General features: G+C 59.7%; 20 protein-coding genes. 12 read left to right on the forward strand and 8 right to left on the reverse strand.

Translation table 11 applies throughout. The annotated features are described in order from the left end of the window. Positions 1 to 53 precede the first annotated feature (53 nt). A complete protein-coding gene (locus tag ACSQ3J_RS11330) occupies positions 54 to 662 on the reverse strand; it encodes a DJ-1/PfpI family protein (RefSeq protein WP_060505537.1) in 609 nt (202 codons plus the stop codon). A gap of 226 nt (positions 663 to 888) precedes the next feature. Between ACSQ3J_RS11330 and ACSQ3J_RS11335 the strand changes: the two genes are divergently transcribed. From ACSQ3J_RS11335 to ACSQ3J_RS11355, 5 genes are all read left to right on the forward strand, one after another. Next, positions 889 to 1,416, forward strand: coding sequence for a hypothetical protein (locus ACSQ3J_RS11335; protein WP_060505536.1), 528 nt, complete (start codon positions 889 to 891; stop codon positions 1,414 to 1,416). A gap of 88 nt (positions 1,417 to 1,504) precedes the next feature. Next, positions 1,505 to 2,338, forward strand: coding sequence for an RNA methyltransferase (locus ACSQ3J_RS11340; RefSeq protein ID WP_037095636.1), 834 nt, complete (start codon positions 1,505 to 1,507; stop codon positions 2,336 to 2,338). Next, positions 2,325 to 3,131 (forward strand): glutamate racemase, encoded by an 807-nt coding sequence (gene murI, locus ACSQ3J_RS11345; protein ID WP_112834688.1) that lies wholly within the window; start codon positions 2,325 to 2,327, stop codon positions 3,129 to 3,131. Before ACSQ3J_RS11340 ends, murI begins: the two co-directional genes overlap by 14 nt. A 4-nt stretch (positions 3,132 to 3,135) precedes the next feature. Beyond that, the gene (locus ACSQ3J_RS11350; protein WP_060511014.1) at positions 3,136 to 3,567 is read left to right on the forward strand and encodes a GNAT family N-acetyltransferase; all 432 of its coding nucleotides are present in this window, start codon (positions 3,136 to 3,138) and stop codon (positions 3,565 to 3,567) included. A 126-nt stretch (positions 3,568 to 3,693) separates the two neighbouring features. Next, positions 3,694 to 5,208, forward strand: a complete 1,515-nt coding sequence (locus tag ACSQ3J_RS11355; protein ID WP_060505533.1) for an ATP-binding protein — start codon at positions 3,694 to 3,696, stop codon at positions 5,206 to 5,208. Positions 5,209 to 5,232: 24 nt separating this feature from the next. Here the strand turns inward: ACSQ3J_RS11355 and ACSQ3J_RS11360 are convergent, their stop codons facing one another. Continuing rightward, positions 5,233 to 5,568, reverse strand: coding sequence for a cupin domain-containing protein (locus ACSQ3J_RS11360; RefSeq protein WP_112834668.1), 336 nt, complete (start codon positions 5,566 to 5,568; stop codon positions 5,233 to 5,235). A 113-nt stretch (positions 5,569 to 5,681) separates the two neighbouring features. On the opposite strand from ACSQ3J_RS11360, the gene ACSQ3J_RS11365 reads away from it, so the two are divergent. The 5 genes from ACSQ3J_RS11365 to ACSQ3J_RS11385 all read left to right on the forward strand — a co-directional run bounded on the left by ACSQ3J_RS11365 (position 5,682) and on the right by ACSQ3J_RS11385 (position 9,928). Further along, positions 5,682 to 6,209 (forward strand): MarR family winged helix-turn-helix transcriptional regulator, encoded by a 528-nt coding sequence (locus tag ACSQ3J_RS11365; protein ID WP_060505531.1) that lies wholly within the window; start codon positions 5,682 to 5,684, stop codon positions 6,207 to 6,209. A gap of 228 nt (positions 6,210 to 6,437) precedes the next feature. Continuing rightward, the gene (rpsD, locus tag ACSQ3J_RS11370) at positions 6,438 to 7,055 is read left to right on the forward strand and encodes a 30S ribosomal protein S4 (protein WP_037095627.1); all 618 of its coding nucleotides are present in this window, start codon (positions 6,438 to 6,440) and stop codon (positions 7,053 to 7,055) included. A 91-nt stretch (positions 7,056 to 7,146) separates the two neighbouring features. Then, positions 7,147 to 8,085 (forward strand): glutaminase, encoded by a 939-nt coding sequence (locus ACSQ3J_RS11375; RefSeq protein WP_060505530.1) that lies wholly within the window; start codon positions 7,147 to 7,149, stop codon positions 8,083 to 8,085. 209 nt (positions 8,086 to 8,294) lie between these two features. Next, on the forward strand, positions 8,295 to 9,107 hold the full coding sequence (gene ttcA / locus ACSQ3J_RS11380) for a tRNA 2-thiocytidine(32) synthetase TtcA (protein WP_244482299.1): 813 nt from the start codon (positions 8,295 to 8,297) through the stop codon (positions 9,105 to 9,107). Further along, positions 9,104 to 9,928, forward strand: a complete 825-nt coding sequence (locus tag ACSQ3J_RS11385) for an inositol monophosphatase family protein (protein WP_436039106.1) — start codon at positions 9,104 to 9,106, stop codon at positions 9,926 to 9,928. Before ttcA ends, ACSQ3J_RS11385 begins: the two co-directional genes overlap by 4 nt. Positions 9,929 to 9,947: 19 nt before the next feature. Here ACSQ3J_RS11385 and ACSQ3J_RS11390 read toward each other — a convergent pair whose 3' ends face one another. Beyond that, positions 9,948 to 10,664, reverse strand: a complete 717-nt coding sequence (locus ACSQ3J_RS11390) for an SDR family NAD(P)-dependent oxidoreductase (RefSeq protein ID WP_060505527.1) — start codon at positions 10,662 to 10,664, stop codon at positions 9,948 to 9,950. Positions 10,665 to 10,695: 31 nt separating this feature from the next. Here ACSQ3J_RS11390 and ACSQ3J_RS11395 point away from each other — a divergent pair, with 31 nt between their 5' ends. Then, complete coding sequence (locus ACSQ3J_RS11395; protein ID WP_060505526.1) at positions 10,696 to 11,331, forward strand: Crp/Fnr family transcriptional regulator; 636 nt, start codon at positions 10,696 to 10,698, stop codon at positions 11,329 to 11,331. A gap of 67 nt (positions 11,332 to 11,398) precedes the next feature. Continuing rightward, the gene (locus ACSQ3J_RS11400) at positions 11,399 to 11,893 is read left to right on the forward strand and encodes a class I SAM-dependent methyltransferase (protein ID WP_060505525.1); all 495 of its coding nucleotides are present in this window, start codon (positions 11,399 to 11,401) and stop codon (positions 11,891 to 11,893) included. Positions 11,894 to 12,065: 172 nt separating this feature from the next. Here the strand turns inward: ACSQ3J_RS11400 and ACSQ3J_RS11405 are convergent, their stop codons facing one another. The 5 genes from ACSQ3J_RS11405 to ACSQ3J_RS11425 all read right to left on the reverse strand — a co-directional run bounded on the left by ACSQ3J_RS11405 (position 12,066) and on the right by ACSQ3J_RS11425 (position 15,958). Continuing rightward, positions 12,066 to 13,349, reverse strand: coding sequence for a multidrug effflux MFS transporter (locus ACSQ3J_RS11405; protein WP_060511017.1), 1,284 nt, complete (start codon positions 13,347 to 13,349; stop codon positions 12,066 to 12,068). Positions 13,350 to 13,388: 39 nt separating this feature from the next. Beyond that, positions 13,389 to 14,624, reverse strand: a complete 1,236-nt coding sequence (locus tag ACSQ3J_RS11410; protein ID WP_112834669.1) for a multidrug effflux MFS transporter — start codon at positions 14,622 to 14,624, stop codon at positions 13,389 to 13,391. A 399-nt stretch (positions 14,625 to 15,023) separates the two neighbouring features. Then, complete coding sequence (gene grxD, locus ACSQ3J_RS11415) at positions 15,024 to 15,359, reverse strand: Grx4 family monothiol glutaredoxin (protein WP_060505523.1); 336 nt, start codon at positions 15,357 to 15,359, stop codon at positions 15,024 to 15,026. A gap of 137 nt (positions 15,360 to 15,496) precedes the next feature. Next, complete coding sequence (locus ACSQ3J_RS11420) at positions 15,497 to 15,718, reverse strand: hypothetical protein (protein ID WP_060505522.1); 222 nt, start codon at positions 15,716 to 15,718, stop codon at positions 15,497 to 15,499. Between the two features lie 6 nt (positions 15,719 to 15,724). After that, complete coding sequence (locus ACSQ3J_RS11425; protein WP_037095612.1) at positions 15,725 to 15,958, reverse strand: BolA/IbaG family iron-sulfur metabolism protein; 234 nt, start codon at positions 15,956 to 15,958, stop codon at positions 15,725 to 15,727. Between the last annotated feature and the right edge of the window lie 6 nt (positions 15,959 to 15,964).

Genomic DNA, 15,964 nt, shown 5'->3' on the forward strand with positions numbered 1-15,964 from the left:
CAGAACTCCGGCTTGAAATGTTCACCCTTCGATGCGGTTTGGCAAGACCGATGTCAGGCAGCCGAGCGCGTCAATGGCGTATTGTGGCGAATCTCGGTTCCCAGAACAGTCAGGAACTGACCGATCCAGGCCGGATGCGCGGGCCAGGCGGGTGCCGATACCAGATTACCGTCAGTCACAGCCTGATCGACCGGGATTTCGGCATAATGACCACCGGCAAGCTCAACGTCGAAACGGCAGGCGGGGTAGGCGGAGCATGTCCGGCCCTTCAGCACGCCTGCGGCCGACAGCAATTGTGCGCCATGGCAAATGGCAGCCACTGGCTTGTTCGCCTCGAAGAAGTGGCGGACCATGGCGATGACGTTCGCATCGAGCCGCAGATATTCCGGCGCCCGGCCACCGGGAATGACCAGCGCGTCGTAGCTCTCGACCTTGGTGTCGGCAAAGGTCGCGTTCAGGGTAAAATTGTGACCACGCTTTTCCGAGTAGGTCTGATCACCTTCGAAGTCATGGATGGCCGTGGCAATCTGCTGGCCCGCCGTCTTGCCCGGGCAGATGGCATGAACCGTATGGCCAACGGCGAGCAACGCCTGGAATGGCACCATCGTCTCGTAGTCCTCTGTGAAATCGCCGCAGATCATTAGAATTTTCTTGCCGCCCATCGTATCCTCCATCGGGTTGCTGACGATGTCAGGATGCCACGGCCGGTCTCTGGCAAGGTATTAGCCTGATACTACATTGACCAACCCCTGACGATGATTGGTACACCGCATCATTGCGGCCTCGCGTGTCGAAGCGAATTTGATTATGAGCAGACGCAAATTCTCTGGCGCCGGAGCGCCGGTCGCGCATCTGAAATGTCGTGCATCTGAGATCAGGAGATGATGGATGAAACGGTTCGCACTTGTTGTTCTGGCTTGCTGCACGTTTTCGGCTGCGCACGCAGGCGACCCCGCAGCGCCGGTCAATGAAATCATGCAGGAAGCCGTCAAGGGCTGGGCGGAGGAGGCACAGCCGGGCGAGGATTATTTTTCCGAGGCGCGTCTTGGCCGTATCTACAGCCAGGATTTCGTCAAGGCCTATCGCGAGGCGGCAAAATTCCCGGCCTATGACGAAGGCGATTCGCCGTTTGATTATGATGTGATCGTCAGTGGTCAGGACAGCTGCTCGATCAAGGATCTGTTGGTCGTTGCCGGCCCGGAGACGGACGGCAAGAGCGATGTCACGGTCACCTTCGACAATACCCATTGTTTTGGTGAGCGCGCAGCCGACTGGAAGCCGAGCGAACTGCATTTCATGGTGATCGAGGAAGGCGGCAAGGCCGTCATTGACGACATCATCCGCGCCGGTGAAACTGGCTCGCTCAAGAGCGAGTTGCAGGCGATTGCCAGCCAGGGCGCCAGCACGCCAGAATAGACCGTTGTGGGCTGCGGCTTTCAAAATCCGCGCATCTGTGCAAGGAAGCGCTGAAATCCAGACGCAAAACAGAGACGAAAGTACCGGAATGGCAGGAACCAACAGCGAGCGCGTGCTTCTGACCGAAGGACCAGCAATCATTCTGGTGCATCCGCAGCTTGGCGAGAACATCGGCATGGTGGCGCGTGCCATGGCCAATTTCGGGCTTTCGGAACTGCGTCTGGTCAGTCCGCGCGATGGCTGGCCGAGCGAAAAGGCACGTTCTGCGGCGAGCCGGGCCGATCATGTCATCGATGCGGCCAAGGTCTATGACACGCTGCCGGAAGCAATTGCCGACCTCAACTTCGTCTACGCGACGACGGCTCGCGACCGCTACGGCTACAAGCCGGTGCGCTCGCCGCTGATTGCCGCCGAGACGCTGCGCAGCCGTTTCAATATGGGCGAGGCGACCGGCATCCTGTTCGGGCGCGAACGTACCGGTCTTACCAATGAAGAAGTGGCGCTCGCCGACGAGATCGTCACGTTTCCGGTCAATCCGGCCTTCGCCTCGCTTAACCTGGCGCAAGCCGTGCTCCTGATGTCCTATGAATGGCTGAAGACATCGATGGAATCGCGGGAGGAAACCTCGTTCCAGGCGCTGTCGCAGAACCCGGCAACCAAGGAACAGTTGCAGGGCATGTTCGATCATGTCGAGGAGGCGCTGGAGGCGCGCGGCTACTTCCGGCCCGTCGCCAAAAAGCCGAAATTGGTCGACAATTTGCGCGCGGTCCTGACCCGCCCCGGCTTTACCGAATCCGAAATCCGGCTGGTGCGCGGCATCATCTCATCGCTCGATCGTTTCACCCGCGAGGCGCCGCGCGGTGCCGGAGCGCCGGAAAATTCGCGTGCCAAGAAAGTTGACGATGCCGGTGACGACAGCTGAGCTGAAGCCCATCCTCGTTTTCGACAGCGGTATCGGCGGGCTGACCGTGCTGCGCGAAGCCCGCGTGCTGATGCCGGAGCGGCATTTTATCTATGTCGCTGACGATGCGGGCTTTCCTTATGGCGGCTGGGGAGAGGAGGCGCTGAAGGAGCGCGTCATCTCGCTGTTTGGCAGATTGCTGGCTGAGCACGATCCTGAAATCTGCGTCATCGCCTGTAATACCGCGTTCACGCTGGTTGGCGCCGATCTGCGCGCAGCGTTTCCTCAGATGCGCTTCGTCGGCACGGTACCGGCGATCAAGCCTGCGGCGGAGCGGACGCGCTCCGGCCTCGTTTCGGTGCTGGCGACGCCAGGAACCGTCAAGCGTGCCTATACCCGCGATCTGATCCAGTCTTTCGCTACGCAATGTCATGTCCGGCTCGTCGGTTCGGAAAATCTGGCCCGCATGGCGGAGGCCTATATTCGTGGCGAGGCAATCGATGACGCTGCGGTTCTCTCCGAAATCGAGCAGTGTTTTGTCGAGAAAGATGGTCGCAAGACCGATATCGTCGTGCTGGCCTGCACGCATTATCCGTTCATGGCCAACGTTTTCCGCCGCCTGGCCCCTTGGCCGGTGGACTGGCTCGACCCGGCCGAGGCGATTGCCCGGCGGGCGCGCAGTCTTGTGCCGCTGCCGGATGGTTTTGAGCCCTTGAACGGCATTGATCCCGCGATCTTCACCTCCGGACACCCGGATTTCACCACGCGCCGCCTGCTGCAGGGGTTTGGGCTGACGGTGTCGCAGGCCGGTTGACGGGATGGAAATCGTACCGATTACGCCTGCGTTCGATGGTTTCGATGCTTTGCGGGAGGCCAGCATCGGCGAGGGACATCGTATGCTTGTCCGGTTGCAGGAAAACTGGATTTCCGGCCTGAACCGGTTTGAGCGTCCAGGCGAAATCCTTGCCGGTGCCATTGTGGATGGCACGCTTGCCGGCGTTTGCGGCCGCAACATCGATCCGTTCGCGGGCAATGCCGCCGCTGGCCGCGTTCGCCATCTCTATGTGGCGCCGGATCATCGGGGCAGGGATATCGGCAGCCAGCTGGTTCGCTTCATTGTCCGTGACGCAGCCGATTTCTTCCGCTTTTTGAACACAAGGGCACCGTCGCAAGCGTTCGCATTCTACGAGCGCCTTGGGTTTTCACCGGTTCTGGAAAACAGCACAGTCACGCACAGGCTTTATTTCTGAAGATGTGGCCGTCTTAGCTGTGGGTTTTGCTGCGATTGCCGCGCAAAACATGGGCTTTAATGATACGGGTCAACGCTTGCGGGTTCGTGGCGGCGCATCCGACATGGCAATTTAAACGAGGTGGATATGAAAGTCGGCATCGACATGGGGACGGCGTCGGACGGCGCATCCGTTCCGCTCGATATCGAGGAGCTTCTCGCTACGCGTCTTCTGGTGCAGGGTAATTCCGGCTCCGGAAAGTCGCACTTGTTGCGCCGTCTGCTCGAACAGTCCGCCCCGTGGGTGCAGCAATGCATCATCGATCCAGAAGGCGATTTCGTCACGCTGGCCGACAAGTTCGGCCATGTGGTGATCGAAGGCGAGCGGACCGAGGCCGAACTGATCGGTATTGCCAGCCGTATCCGCCAGCATCGCGTTTCCTGTGTTCTGTCGCTGGAGGGGCTGGATATCGAGCAGCAGATGCGCAGCGCCGGTATCTTTCTCAATGCGATGTTCGATGCCGATCGTGACTACTGGTATCCGGTGCTGGTCGTTGTCGATGAGGCGCAGATGTTTGCGCCATCGGTCGCCGGTGACGTCTCCGAAGAGGCGCGAAAAGTCTCATTGGGCGCGATGACCAACCTGATGTGCCGTGGCCGTAAACGTGGACTGGCGGGCGTCATCGCCACGCAGAGGCTGGCAAAGCTTGCCAAGAACGTTGCAGCCGAAGCGTCCAACTTCCTGATGGGCCGCACGTTTCTCGATATCGATATGGCCCGTGCCGCCGATCTGCTCGGCATGGATCGGCGCACGGCGGAAATGTTCCGCGACCTGAAGCGCGGTTCGTTCGTAGCGCTCGGCCCGGCTTTGTCGCGCCGTCCGCTGCCGGTGACCATCGGTCATGTCGAAACCTCGGCCCGCTCGACCAGCCCCAAGCTGACGCCGCTGCCGGAAGCCGTCGCTGATGTCGAGGACCTGATCTTCACGCCGGATCCGGAAGAACTCATCCGCCCGATCATGCGGCGGCCCGGCGCCCAGCCGCGCCCCGCCACCGATATTCTCGCCGAGCTCTCACGGCCACGCCCCGAGCCAATCGGCCTTTCGGAGCCGAAAGCGCCGGTGCCGGAAATGCCGGTTCAGGAGCGCGAAGCGCTGCTCGACGGTCTGCTTGCAGAGATACTGGAGCATCCCGAGGCAGCGTTCCGCGCCGATGCCGAACTGTTTCAGGATTTCCTCGTGCGCTGCCGTATCCGTCGTGTGCCCGGCGCACCGCTGTCGCTCAGCGCCTTCCGCCGCAAGATGGCCGTTGCGCGCTCCGGCGTCGATGCCGAGACGGCCGCGACCGACATCTGGGCGTCGGCTTTGAGCCTGTCGCGCAATGTCACCGATGATCTGCAGGGCGTGTTCCTGCTTGTGGCGCAGTCCGCCGTGCGTAATCTGGCATGCCCCTCGGATGCAATGATCGCGCGCGCCTATGGCACGCACTCGGCCCGCCGCGCCCGCCGCCTGCTCGGTTACTTCGAGGAGCAAGGCCTGATCGTGGTTCACAGCGATCTTTCCGGCAAGCGGATCGTGGCGTTTCCGGACCTGCAGGTGGAGACAGCGCCGGGTGCTGCCGATGCTGTCTATGATGACGCCGGAAACCGCAGTGCTGCGGAATAGACGTGGATCCCACTTTGGGGCGTATCAGATCCAGGTCTGGATGACGCGCTCTGAGGCGTGAATGCAGGTGAGTTCCAGCCTGTCCGGCCCGGTATTGACGAAACGATGCGGCGTCTGAGCCGTGACCACGATGATATCGCCCACAGCCGCGTCGAGTGTTTCGAGCCCGACCGTGAATTGCGCGTGGCCGGACCGGACGATCCAGGTTTCGCTATAGGGATGGGTGTGCAGGGCAGGCCCTTGGCCAGGTTCGTTGTCGACCAGAAAAATGGAAATCGGCGTGTCGTACTCAGCGCCCTCGAACAGGACAGTTCTGTTTGACCGCTGATCCTGATTGGTGCGGGGAATGACATGATACATGCAGGCCTCCATTAGTATCTGGTGAATGGACGAAAGGCGATATATCTTCTTGCGAAGATAATTACCCAAAACTATCTTCTCGTCAAGATAGTTTGTTTTTGGAAAGGCACGGCATGGCGCAAAGCATTGAAAAGGCGGATCACGTGGATCGGTTGCGCGGCCAGTGGGACAGGGAATTGCCGGATCTCGATACCGAACCGATGGCCATACTCGGTCGGGCCTACCGGCTCGCCAATCTGGTGCGTCCGTCGATTGAGGCAACATTTGCGTTCTTCGGCCTCGACCGTGGTGAGTTCGATGTCATCTCGACGCTGCGGCGGTCAGGGCCGCCTTACCGGCTAACGCCGACGGAACTCTATACGTCCCTGATGATCTCTTCCGGCGGGCTGACGCACCGGCTGGACCGGCTGAAGAAGTCGGGACTGATCATACGCGAGCGTTCGCAAGAGGATGGGCGCAGCACGGCCGTTGGCCTGACAGACGAAGGTATACGGCTTGCCGAGGCTGCGTTTCGCGTCGATATGGCCAGCGAAGCATCCTATTTGACGGATCTGAGTGGAGAGGAGCGAACGGAGCTGGCGGGGTTGCTGCGCAAGTTGCTGGGCTCCTTGGAGCGGCGGGTGGAAGGTGATAAGAGTTAGATTGCAGGCGGAACTTAGCAAATTCGTTTGACAATCAGGGGCGAAGCCACTAAAGCCGCCTCAACGCCGGGCCGAAATGCCCGGTGTTTTATTTGACATGTCCCGTGGATTCTCCGTTAGCTTAATGTGAGAAACCTGTCAGAGCTCGCAAAATCGGGTTCAGAGGAGGGCGTGTTTCCTTCATCCGGTTTGGAAACAGACCGGTGCAACGTTCTGAAAGGAAATGCGATGAGCAAGCGCGAATCGTCCAAGTACAAAATTGACCGCCGTATGGGCGAGAACATCTGGGGCCGTCCGAAGTCCCCGGTAAACCGCCGCGAATACGGTCCTGGCCAGCACGGCCAGCGCCGCAAGTCCAAGCTTTCCGACTTCGGTGTGCAGCTGCGCGCCAAGCAGAAGCTCAAGGGCTACTACGGCGACATCCGCGAAAAGCAGTTCCGTGCGATCTTCGCCGAAGCTGACCGCCGCAAGGGTGACACTTCCGAGAACCTGATCGGCCTGCTCGAATCGCGCCTCGACGCGATCGTGTACCGCGCCAAGTTCGTTCCGACGGTCTTTGCTGCCCGTCAGTTCGTCAACCATGGCCACGTCAAGGTCAACGGCGTTCGCGTCAACATCGGTTCGTACCGCTGCAAGGCTGGCGACGTTATCGAAGTTCGCGAAAAGTCCAAGCAGCTCGTTTCGGTTCTCGAAGCCGTTTCGCTCGCTGAACGCGACGTTCCGGATTACATCGAAGTCGATCACAACAAGATGGTTGCGACCTTCGCTCGCGTTCCGGCTCTGACCGACGTTCCGTACCCGGTCATCATGGAACCGAACCTCGTCGTCGAATTCTATTCGCGATAATTTCTTCGGGCTCCGGCCTTGTGAAATTCGAAAAAGCCACTCAGAAATGGGTGGCTTTTTTGTTGCGCTGCACACATGCGGAGAATGACGAATGCCCGGCCCTTTGGACCTGCAGTCGATAGTCGATGATATCCACCGCGAGCTAACCCCACGGCTGGGTGAAGGCAAGGTGGCCGACTATATTCCGCAGCTCGCCCGCGTCGATCCCAAGAGTTTTGGCATGGCCATCGTTACCGTCGATGGCGATGTTCACATGGCCGGCGATGCCGGGGTGCCATTCTCCATTCAGAGTATTTCCAAGGTTTTCACGCTGACTTTGGCGCTCGGCAAGCACGGTGAAACCATCTGGAAGCGCGTCGGCCGCGAACCCTCCGGTTCCGCCTTCAATTCGATCGTCCAGCTCGAACATGAACACGGCATTCCGCGCAACCCGTTTATCAATGCCGGGGCTATCGCGATCACGGATCTGGTGCTTGCTGGCCATACGCCGAGGGAGGCAATCGGTGAGATCGTTCGTTTCGTCCGCTACCTCTCCGACGAGGAGGACATCCTGATCGATCAGGACGTGGCCAAATCGGAATCGGCGACCGGTTACCGTAACTTTGCGCTCGCCAATTTCATGCGTTCCTTCGGCAAGCTCGATCATCCCGTCGAGCATGTGCTTGGTGTCTATTTTCATCAATGCGCGCTGGCGATGAGCTGCGTTCAACTGGCCAAGGCCGGCCTGTTTCTAGCTGCGTCCGGCACCAATCCGCTGACCAAACATTCCGTCGTTTCCAAGCAGCGGGCGCGGCGCATCAATGCGCTGATGCTGACCTGCGGCCACTATGATGGCTCGGGGGATTTTGCCTATCGCGTCGGCCTGCCGGGCAAGAGCGGCGTTGGCGGGGGCATCCTCTGTGTCGCGCCGGGTAAGGCTGCGGTTGCGGTCTGGTCGCCCGGGCTCAATCACAACGGCAATTCGCTGCTCGGTTCGCTGGCCTTGGAAATGCTCGCCAGCCGCACAGGATGGTCCGTATTCGGCGCCTGAACCGGCGTTACGGAAGTTTCACATCACGCCCGGCGCATTTTCCTTGATCTTGCTGCTTTAGACGGGCAAGTGCAGGGCATTGTTTTTGCGCGCCGCCTTCGTGCTCTGCGCCCTCCATCCGGGACTTTGTCATGGATATTGCCATTCAGCCGCCGGCCGCCGGCCTCGAAGATCTTTCGTCCAGCCTGGATCAATCCGGCAACGAAGCTATGCACCCGATTTTTGCAAAAATGCCCAATTCCGTCTCGTTCAACAAGCTGCGCAAGCGGTTGCTGCGACAGGTCCGTCAGGCGATCGAGGACTTTGGCATGCTGAACGGCCAAAAACGCTGGCTGATCGGTGTTTCCGGCGGCAAGGACAGTTATAGCCTGCTGGCGCTGCTGATGGACCTGCAATGGCGCGGCCTGCTGCCGGTCGAACTGGTCGCCTGCAATCTCGATCAGGGCCAGCCGAATTTTCCAAAGCATATCCTGCCGGAATATCTGTCGTCGATCGGCGTCAAGCACCGGATCGAATATCGCGACACCTATTCGATCGTGAAGGAAAAGGTTCCGGCCGGTGGCACCTATTGCGCGCTCTGTTCGCGTCTGCGCCGCGGCAATCTCTACCGAATCGCTCGAGAAGAAGGCTGCGATGCGCTGGTGCTGGGACACCACCGCGAAGACATTCTCGAAACCTTCTTCATGAACTTCTTCCATGGCGGCCGACTGGCGACAATGCCAGCCAAGCTCCTCAATGACGACGGCGATCTGATGGTGCTCAGGCCTCTGGCCTATGTGGCGGAAGACGATCTCGCCAAATTTGCCGCAGCGATGGAGTTTCCGATCATCCCTTGCGACCTCTGCGGTACGCAGGACGGGCTTGAGCGCAATGCCATGAAGGCGATGCTGTCGGATATCGAGCGCCGCATGCCCGGCCGCAAGGACACGATGCTGAGGGCGCTCGGTCACGCCAATCCGTCGCATCTGCTCGACCCAAAGCTGTTTGATTTCCAATCTCTCTTCGCGGAGCCCAAAGCATGACATCTGCCATCGATATCGCTGCCATCGCCAATGTCCTGCAGGAGGCAGCCTTCAAGGAAATCCTGCCGAAATTCCGCAATCTGGGTGACGGCGACGTGCGGATGAAGTCGGAGGCGATCGATCTGGTCACCGAGGCGGACGAAGCCGCCGAACGGTTGATCAAGGCACGGATGGCGGAAATCGCGCCGGACGCTTTGTTCGTCGGCGAAGAATCGGTTGCCGCCAATCCGGCACTACTCGGCAGTTTGGCCGGAGCTGACCTTGCCATCGTCGTCGATCCGATTGACGGTACGTTCAACTATGCGGCGGGCATGCCGCTGTTTGGCGTCATGGCCGCCGTGGTTTCCAAAGGCGAGACGGTTGCAGGCCTGATCTACGATCCGATGGGCAATGACTGGGTGATCGCCGAAAAGGGTTCTGGCGCCTGGTTGTGCAAGGCTGACGGGTCGCAGGAGCAGCTTTCGACGGTTCCGTCCGTACCGTTGGAAAGCCTGGTCGGCTGCGCCTCGACCGGCTTCTATTCCCCGGAAAATCGCCGCATCGTCATGGGCAACATGGCCAAGGTCCGCATTGCCACCAGTTATCGCTGCGCAGCGCACGAATATCGCGGCTTTGCCGGGGGCCATTTCCACTTCCTGATGTATCAGAAGCTGATGCCATGGGATCATCTGGCCGGTACGCTGATAGCGCAGGAAGCAGGCGCCTATGCCGCGCGATTCGATGGATCGCCCTATCTGCCGCATCATGTCAATGGCGGCCTGCTTCTGGCTTCCGACAAGGAGTGCTGGGAGATGCTGCGCCGCGAAGTGTTTACGGTCTAGGCTGCGGCCAGAGTGTTGCTCACAGCTTGCGGATGATCGCGGCGGCAACGGGCGGGGCAATGAACTGCAGCAACCGCAGCAGCTTCACCTTGCCGACGTGAATGCGCGCCTGCCGGGTGGAAAGCGACCCGGCAATCGCAGCAGCGGCGGCGGCTGCGCTGATCTTGCCCCGGCCGCGTCCCGCCGACATCGGCGCATCAACCATTGGCAAGACGATATCGACGGCCCGCACGGATGAACCATTGAATTGCGCGGTGATGGCGTCGGAAAACATCCGCAGGCCCGCTTTCGTTGCGCTGTAGACGGCCGACGTTCTTTTGGGATAGCTGGCAAGGGCAGAGCCGACATTGACAATGACAAAGGCGCGGCTTGGCACATCCGGAAGCAACAGCCGCGACAGGATCAGCGGCGCAACCAGGTTGGTTTCGATCTCGGCCGCGATCTGATCAATGCCATAACCGGGATCGTCGAACCTGAGATTGTGCTGGATAGCCGCATTGTTGATCAGGCCGTCAGCCGGACCTTGTGCCTTCACCGAGGCTGCAAAGGCGGAGATCGCTGCCCGGTCGTTTAAGTCAAGCGCGTGAACATCGATGCGCTGATCCCGCTGTTTGAGGGCGTCAAGCCGGATGCGATCACGTCCGAGCGCGATGACATCGTGTCCCGCGCGGGCTAGCTGCAGCGCAATTTCCCATCCGATTCCCGAACTTGCCCCAGTGACGACATACCGTGCCATGCTATCTATTCCCCTTGTTGGAGATGTGAGCATGCTGCAGGGGGACGGGAATGGCATTAACCGGGTTAACAGGTCGGGTCAGGCGGCGATTGCGCTGTTTGAGCGTATTACCGGAGAGCCGCTGGCGCAGACGGATCGTTTGACCGGCGCGATCCAGCTTTGTCTGGTGAAACCCGGCGAAAGTATCTTCAATCAGGACGATCCGCACCCGTATCTCTATGTTGTCGAGAGCGGCCTGTTGAAATTCACATATCTGCGATCGGACGGCGAGGAATGGATCAAGTCTTTTATTGTTGAAGGCCAATTCTTCGCCAGCCTGTCAGCGCTTGCGCCGGCCGGGCGCGCGAGCTTTTCGGCAATTGCGATCGAGGCCTGCCGGCTGGAACGCATTCCGTTCGTGGCACTCAGAGACCTCGCAGATACCGATCTTGGATGGTCGCGAATGATCCGGACTGCCTTGATGATTTTTGGAGAACGCAAGGAGCGCCGCGAGCGCCAGTTTTTGACGCTTGATCGCGAAGAGCACTATCGCTCGCTGGTCGACGAGGAGCCGGACCTGGTTGCGCGGGTGCCGCAGAAGGACCTCGCGAGCTATCTCGGCATTACCGCCGTTGGCCTCAGCCGTATTTCCGCACGTGTCCGGGCCGACGCCTCGCGTTCGACTTAACCCGGGTTAATGCGCAGCAACCCACGATGGGAGATACCGGTTTTCGTTCAAAACGGGAGCCCAAACCTTGACCAACAGCAATACCGCATCGGACACGATGCTATTTTTCCGCTCGTGGCTGACAAGGCCGCTGGAGGTTGCGTCGATTGCGCCGTCAAGCAAATGGCTTGCTGCCGCGATGACCGCCGAAGTCGGGCCGGTGCCTGGCGGCGTGCTTGAGCTTGGGCCGGGCACTGGCATCTTTACCCGCAGGCTTCTGCAGGATGGCGTTGCCGAGGACAGGCTTATCCTGGTGGAGCGCAATCCTGTATTTGCCACGCTGTTGCGCCAGCGCTTTCCCAAGGCGACCCTGATCGAGGAGGACGCACGCCATTTGCGTCTGCCCTCGGCGGGCAGGATCGGCGCCGCCATCAGCGGCCTGCCACTGCTGTCCATGCCGAAGCCGGTTGTGCAGGATATTCTGGCAGCAGTCTTCCGCCATCTGGCCGATGATGCTTGTCTGTTTCAGTTTACCTACGGGCCGCGTTGCCCCCGTTCCGGCAACGGTTCTTCAAGCGCTTGACCTTGAAGCATCCTTCCGGCGATGGGTGCCGCTTAATCTGCCGCCAGCCAGCGTTTACCGCATCCGGCGCCGGAGCGTTTGAGACCGTAAATGCAGTCTGATGCCGCCACGAAAAGAAAAAGGCCTCGCCGGTTGCCTGGCGAAGCCCTTGTTTGCAGGTCGGTTGGCGCGCTTACATATGGCCGCCAGCGCCTTCCAGCGTGGCGTGGTCGTCGCCCGGATGGGTGAAGAGCTTGCCGTTTTCTGCCCAGAGGACGGCAAGGATCGTCACCACGCCGAAGACGGCGAAACCGGCGAACAGCGGCTGAACGGTACCGTTGAACATCTGGCCGACCAGACCGCCGAGCAGTGCGCCGCCCGTTGTTGAGACGAAACCGGTGATGGCGGTTGCCGTTCCGGCAAGATGCCCCATCGGCTCGAGGCTGATGGCCGTGAAATTGGTGGCGATGACGGCGAAGAACATCAGAAGGATCGAAAACAGCACATAGCTGAACAGGAAGCTCGGCGTACCGGCAAGCGCGACCAGAAGGCCCAGAACGGATAGCAGCGTGAACAGGATCATCGAGGTATGCGAGATCCGGCGCATGCCGAAGCGGCGGACGAAGTAGCCGTTGGCGAAATTGGCAACCGCGATACCGCCGGCCGTGGCTGCAAAGGCGAGCGGCAACCAGTCGCCAAGCCCGTAGACTTCACCGAACATCTGCTGAACGCTCATGATATAGGCGCAGATGACGGCGGTGAACAGCGTCATGCCGATCATGTAGCCGCAGGTGACGCGGTTGGTCAGCACCGTGCCGAAGCCCGAAATGACGGTCGCGACCGACAGTGGCAGGCGCTCGGCAGCCGGCAGCGATTCGCGCATGCGAAGCAATGCCCAGAAGAACAGCACCGCGCCGGCAATGCCGAGCAGGATGAAAATCCAGTGCCAGTTGGCGTAGATGATGATCGCCTGGCCGACGGATGGTGCAACGATCGGGATGATCATGAAGACGATCATCACATAGGACATCACCCGCGCCATTTCGCGGCCGCCGAAGCAGTCGCGCACGATCGCCATCGTCGTGATGCGCACGGCGGCAGCGCCGATGCCTTGGATGAAGCGCATGACAAGCAGCATCTCGAAACTGCCGGAAAGGGCTGCGGCAAACATACAGACGGCATAGAAGGCGAGGCCGCAGAGCAGCACCCGGCGGCGGCCGAACGCGTCCGACAGGCTGCCGAATACGATCTGCGAGCAGCCGAAGCCGAACATGAAGACGCCGATGACCCACTGGGTATCGTTGGCATTCTGGACGCTGAGCGATTGACCGATGTTTGGCAGCGCGGGCAGCATGATGTCGATCGCCATTGCGACGCTGGCGGTCATGAGGGCGATGGTGATGACGAATTCGAAGAAGCCGAGGCCTATTCGTGACGAGCCGAGATTCTCGACGTGTTCAGTGGTGGTGGCGGACATGAAGAAACCTATGAATGTCTTGGGAGGAGACAGGGACGTTTAAACTGCAGGGTTATGCGCCTTGAAAAGCTTGCCTTTTTCGGCGGTCAGAACGAAGGCGAGCCCGATGAGGGAGACGGCGAGGAAGCCGATGGCAAGGGGCGTGATCGTGCCGTTGAACGCCTGGCCGATCAGCGCGCCGATGGTGGCGCCGCCGATCGTCTGAGTGAAACCCAGGACCGAGGATGCGGTTCCGGCGACGTGACCGAGCGGCTCCATCGCCATGGCGTTAAAGTTTGAACCGATCAACCCGAACTGGAACATGGCGCAGGCGTAGAGCAGGGCAAAAAGCCAGAAGGGAAGAAAACCGGAGACCGATGCCACGACCCAGATCAGGCTTGAAATAACGAAACCGATCAACGCCCCGTGCGACAGGCGGCGCATACCGTAGCGCCGGACAAGCCGCGAATTGGTGAAGGAAGCGAGCGCCATCATGCTGGCAAAGCCGGCGAAGACCAGCGGAAACCAGTGTCCGAGCCCATAGATGCCGACAAGAATCTGTTGCGCCGAGTTGATGAAGCCGAACAGCGATCCGAACAGAAAGGCGGCCGCCAGCGAATAGCAGAGCGAGACGCGGTTTGTCAGGACGATGCGGAAGCCGGCCAGGATGGATGTGACTGTGAAGGGCCGGCGATGCTCGGCGGAGAGTGTTTCGGGCAGGCGCAGCATCACCACTGTCGCAACAGAGACCGCAAACAGGCAGATGACCACGAAGATCATATGCCATTCGGCAAAGATCATGATCAACTGGCCGACGCTGGGCGCAATAACTGGCACGATCATGAACACCATGAGCACCAGCGACATGACTTCCGCCATCATCCGGCCGCCATAGACATCACGGACAATCGAGACGGTGACGACGCGGGTGGCCGCTGCACCGATGCCCTGGATGAAGCGCAGCGCCAGCAATCCGGTAAAGGAGGGAACAAAGACAATGGCAAGCGCGCAAAGCGCATAGAGGCCAAGGCCGCCGAGAAGCGGCAGCTTGCGGCCGAAGCGATCCGACAGTGGGCCGAAGATGAGCTGCGCGCAGCCCATGCCGATAAGATAGGCGGTGATGACATATTGGCGGGTATTCTCATCGGCGACACCAAGGCTGGCGCCGATTTCCTGCAGGCCGGGCAACATGATGTCGATCGAAATTGCGTTGACCGCCATCAGCATGGCCATCAGCGCAATGAACTGTGGTTTGGGCAAAGCCGGGAGACCCGGCGCTTGGGATGGTGTGGTCATAGGATATTCCTGGCGGATGTGCCGGGCGCCTGAAACAGGAAACGGAAACGTTTCCGGCGCAGATGAAAATGCTGGAGCCAGCAGAAAAGATCGAGCCGAAAGCGCGGCTCCGAAGCGCTTTCAAAAATGGAAACCGGGTTGACCGGCCATAAGGCAAAGCCGGCAAAACGAGCCAGCGATTACGACGATGTACGGGAGGTCAGATCTGGCCTCGTTCAACGGCGCAGACATCTGCACCGCGTGTGCATACTCCCAACATCGCGACCGGCTTGTGACAATGGGTCATATTGGCTTCAGCTAAAAAAGCGCCGGAAACATTAGGTTGTCTTCATGGCGTTCCGGAATCAAAAAAGGCGGTGACCCGCCTTTTTCAGGTGTCACTGTGGCTTAAATCCGGTTTTAGGCTGCGCCCTTGACCGCAATGCCCTGTTCCTCGAAATGCGCCTGTAGTTCGCCAGCCTGGAACATTTCACGCACGATATCGCAGCCGCCGATGAATTCGCCCTTGATATACAGCTGCGGAATTGTCGGCCAGCTGGAATAGTCCTTGATGCCCTGGCGGAGGTCTGCGTCAGCAAGCACGTTGATGCCCTTGTAGTCGACGCCGATATAATCCAGCATCTGAACGACCTGGCCGGAGAACCCACACTGCGGGAACTGGGGGGTGCCCTTCATGAAAAGAACGACATCGTTGCTCTTCACTTCATTGGCGATGAAATCGTTGATACCGCTCATGTCGTAATCCTTCCTCATCCCGCTTCAAGGGCCGGGTGTGTCGATATCTGTTAGATAGCATGCACGCGAGTGATTTTCATCACCTGAATACAACAAAAATTGATGGCTTGCACGACTGCAACAGTGACGGCGCAGTCCTAGCGCACCTTGCTGCGAGATGCGGCTGTTTTGCGCCGGCTCAGCTGCTTCTTAGCCGGTTTTGCCTTTGCGGCCGGGGCCTTCTTGAAACGGCCGGTTGTGGCAGAACGGGTCTGCCGCTTTTGCCGTTTGGTTGCCGTGCTTCCGCCAGCTTTCTTCAGGATTTCCTTCAGAACGCTCTCGACTACGCCGCTAACCAATTCGTTCATGAGGCTGGCCATTCAGGCTTATTCCGGCGCGGATGTCTGAAGGGCGAGGGCGTGCAGAACGCCCCCCATATTGCCCTTCAGCGCATTGTAGACCATCTGGTGTTGCTGCACCCGGCTCTTGCCGCGGAAAGCCTCCGCGACAACTTCGGCTGCGTAATGGTCGCCATCACCGGCGAGATCCCGGATAGTCACCTTTGCGCCGGGAATGCCCGACTTGATCATGTCTTCAATATCGCCAGGTGCCATCGGCATGGTCTG

The organism is Rhizobium sp. LjRoot98 (genome assembly GCF_964252935.1).
Taxonomy (GTDB): Bacteria; Pseudomonadota; Alphaproteobacteria; order Rhizobiales; family Rhizobiaceae; genus Pararhizobium.

Coding starts and splice junctions, on each gene's coding strand:
- ACSQ3J_RS11330 (WP_060505537.1), bottom strand. CDS start 662: ATGGGCGGCAAGAAAATTCTAATGATCTGCGGCGATTTCACAGAGGAC.
- ACSQ3J_RS11335 (WP_060505536.1), top strand. CDS start 889: ATGAAACGGTTCGCACTTGTTGTTCTGGCTTGCTGCACGTTTTCGGCT.
- ACSQ3J_RS11340 (WP_037095636.1), top strand. CDS start 1,505: ATGGCAGGAACCAACAGCGAGCGCGTGCTTCTGACCGAAGGACCAGCA.
- ACSQ3J_RS11350 (WP_060511014.1), top strand. CDS start 3,136: ATGGAAATCGTACCGATTACGCCTGCGTTCGATGGTTTCGATGCTTTG.
- ACSQ3J_RS11355 (WP_060505533.1), top strand. CDS start 3,694: ATGAAAGTCGGCATCGACATGGGGACGGCGTCGGACGGCGCATCCGTT.
- ACSQ3J_RS11360 (WP_112834668.1), bottom strand. CDS start 5,568: ATGTATCATGTCATTCCCCGCACCAATCAGGATCAGCGGTCAAACAGA.
- ACSQ3J_RS11365 (WP_060505531.1), top strand. CDS start 5,682: ATGGCGCAAAGCATTGAAAAGGCGGATCACGTGGATCGGTTGCGCGGC.
- rpsD (WP_037095627.1), top strand. CDS start 6,438: ATGAGCAAGCGCGAATCGTCCAAGTACAAAATTGACCGCCGTATGGGC.
- ACSQ3J_RS11375 (WP_060505530.1), top strand. CDS start 7,147: ATGCCCGGCCCTTTGGACCTGCAGTCGATAGTCGATGATATCCACCGC.
- ttcA (WP_244482299.1), top strand. CDS start 8,295: ATGCACCCGATTTTTGCAAAAATGCCCAATTCCGTCTCGTTCAACAAG.
- ACSQ3J_RS11385 (WP_436039106.1), top strand. CDS start 9,104: ATGACATCTGCCATCGATATCGCTGCCATCGCCAATGTCCTGCAGGAG.
- ACSQ3J_RS11390 (WP_060505527.1), bottom strand. CDS start 10,664: ATGGCACGGTATGTCGTCACTGGGGCAAGTTCGGGAATCGGATGGGAA.
- ACSQ3J_RS11395 (WP_060505526.1), top strand. CDS start 10,696: ATGCTGCAGGGGGACGGGAATGGCATTAACCGGGTTAACAGGTCGGGT.
- ACSQ3J_RS11405 (WP_060511017.1), bottom strand. CDS start 13,349: ATGTCCGCCACCACCACTGAACACGTCGAGAATCTCGGCTCGTCACGA.
- ACSQ3J_RS11410 (WP_112834669.1), bottom strand. CDS start 14,624: ATGACCACACCATCCCAAGCGCCGGGTCTCCCGGCTTTGCCCAAACCA.
- grxD (WP_060505523.1), bottom strand. CDS start 15,359: ATGAGCGGTATCAACGATTTCATCGCCAATGAAGTGAAGAGCAACGAT.
- ACSQ3J_RS11420 (WP_060505522.1), bottom strand. CDS start 15,718: ATGGCCAGCCTCATGAACGAATTGGTTAGCGGCGTAGTCGAGAGCGTT.
- ACSQ3J_RS11425 (WP_037095612.1), bottom strand. CDS start 15,958: ATGCCGATGGCACCTGGCGATATTGAAGACATGATCAAGTCGGGCATT.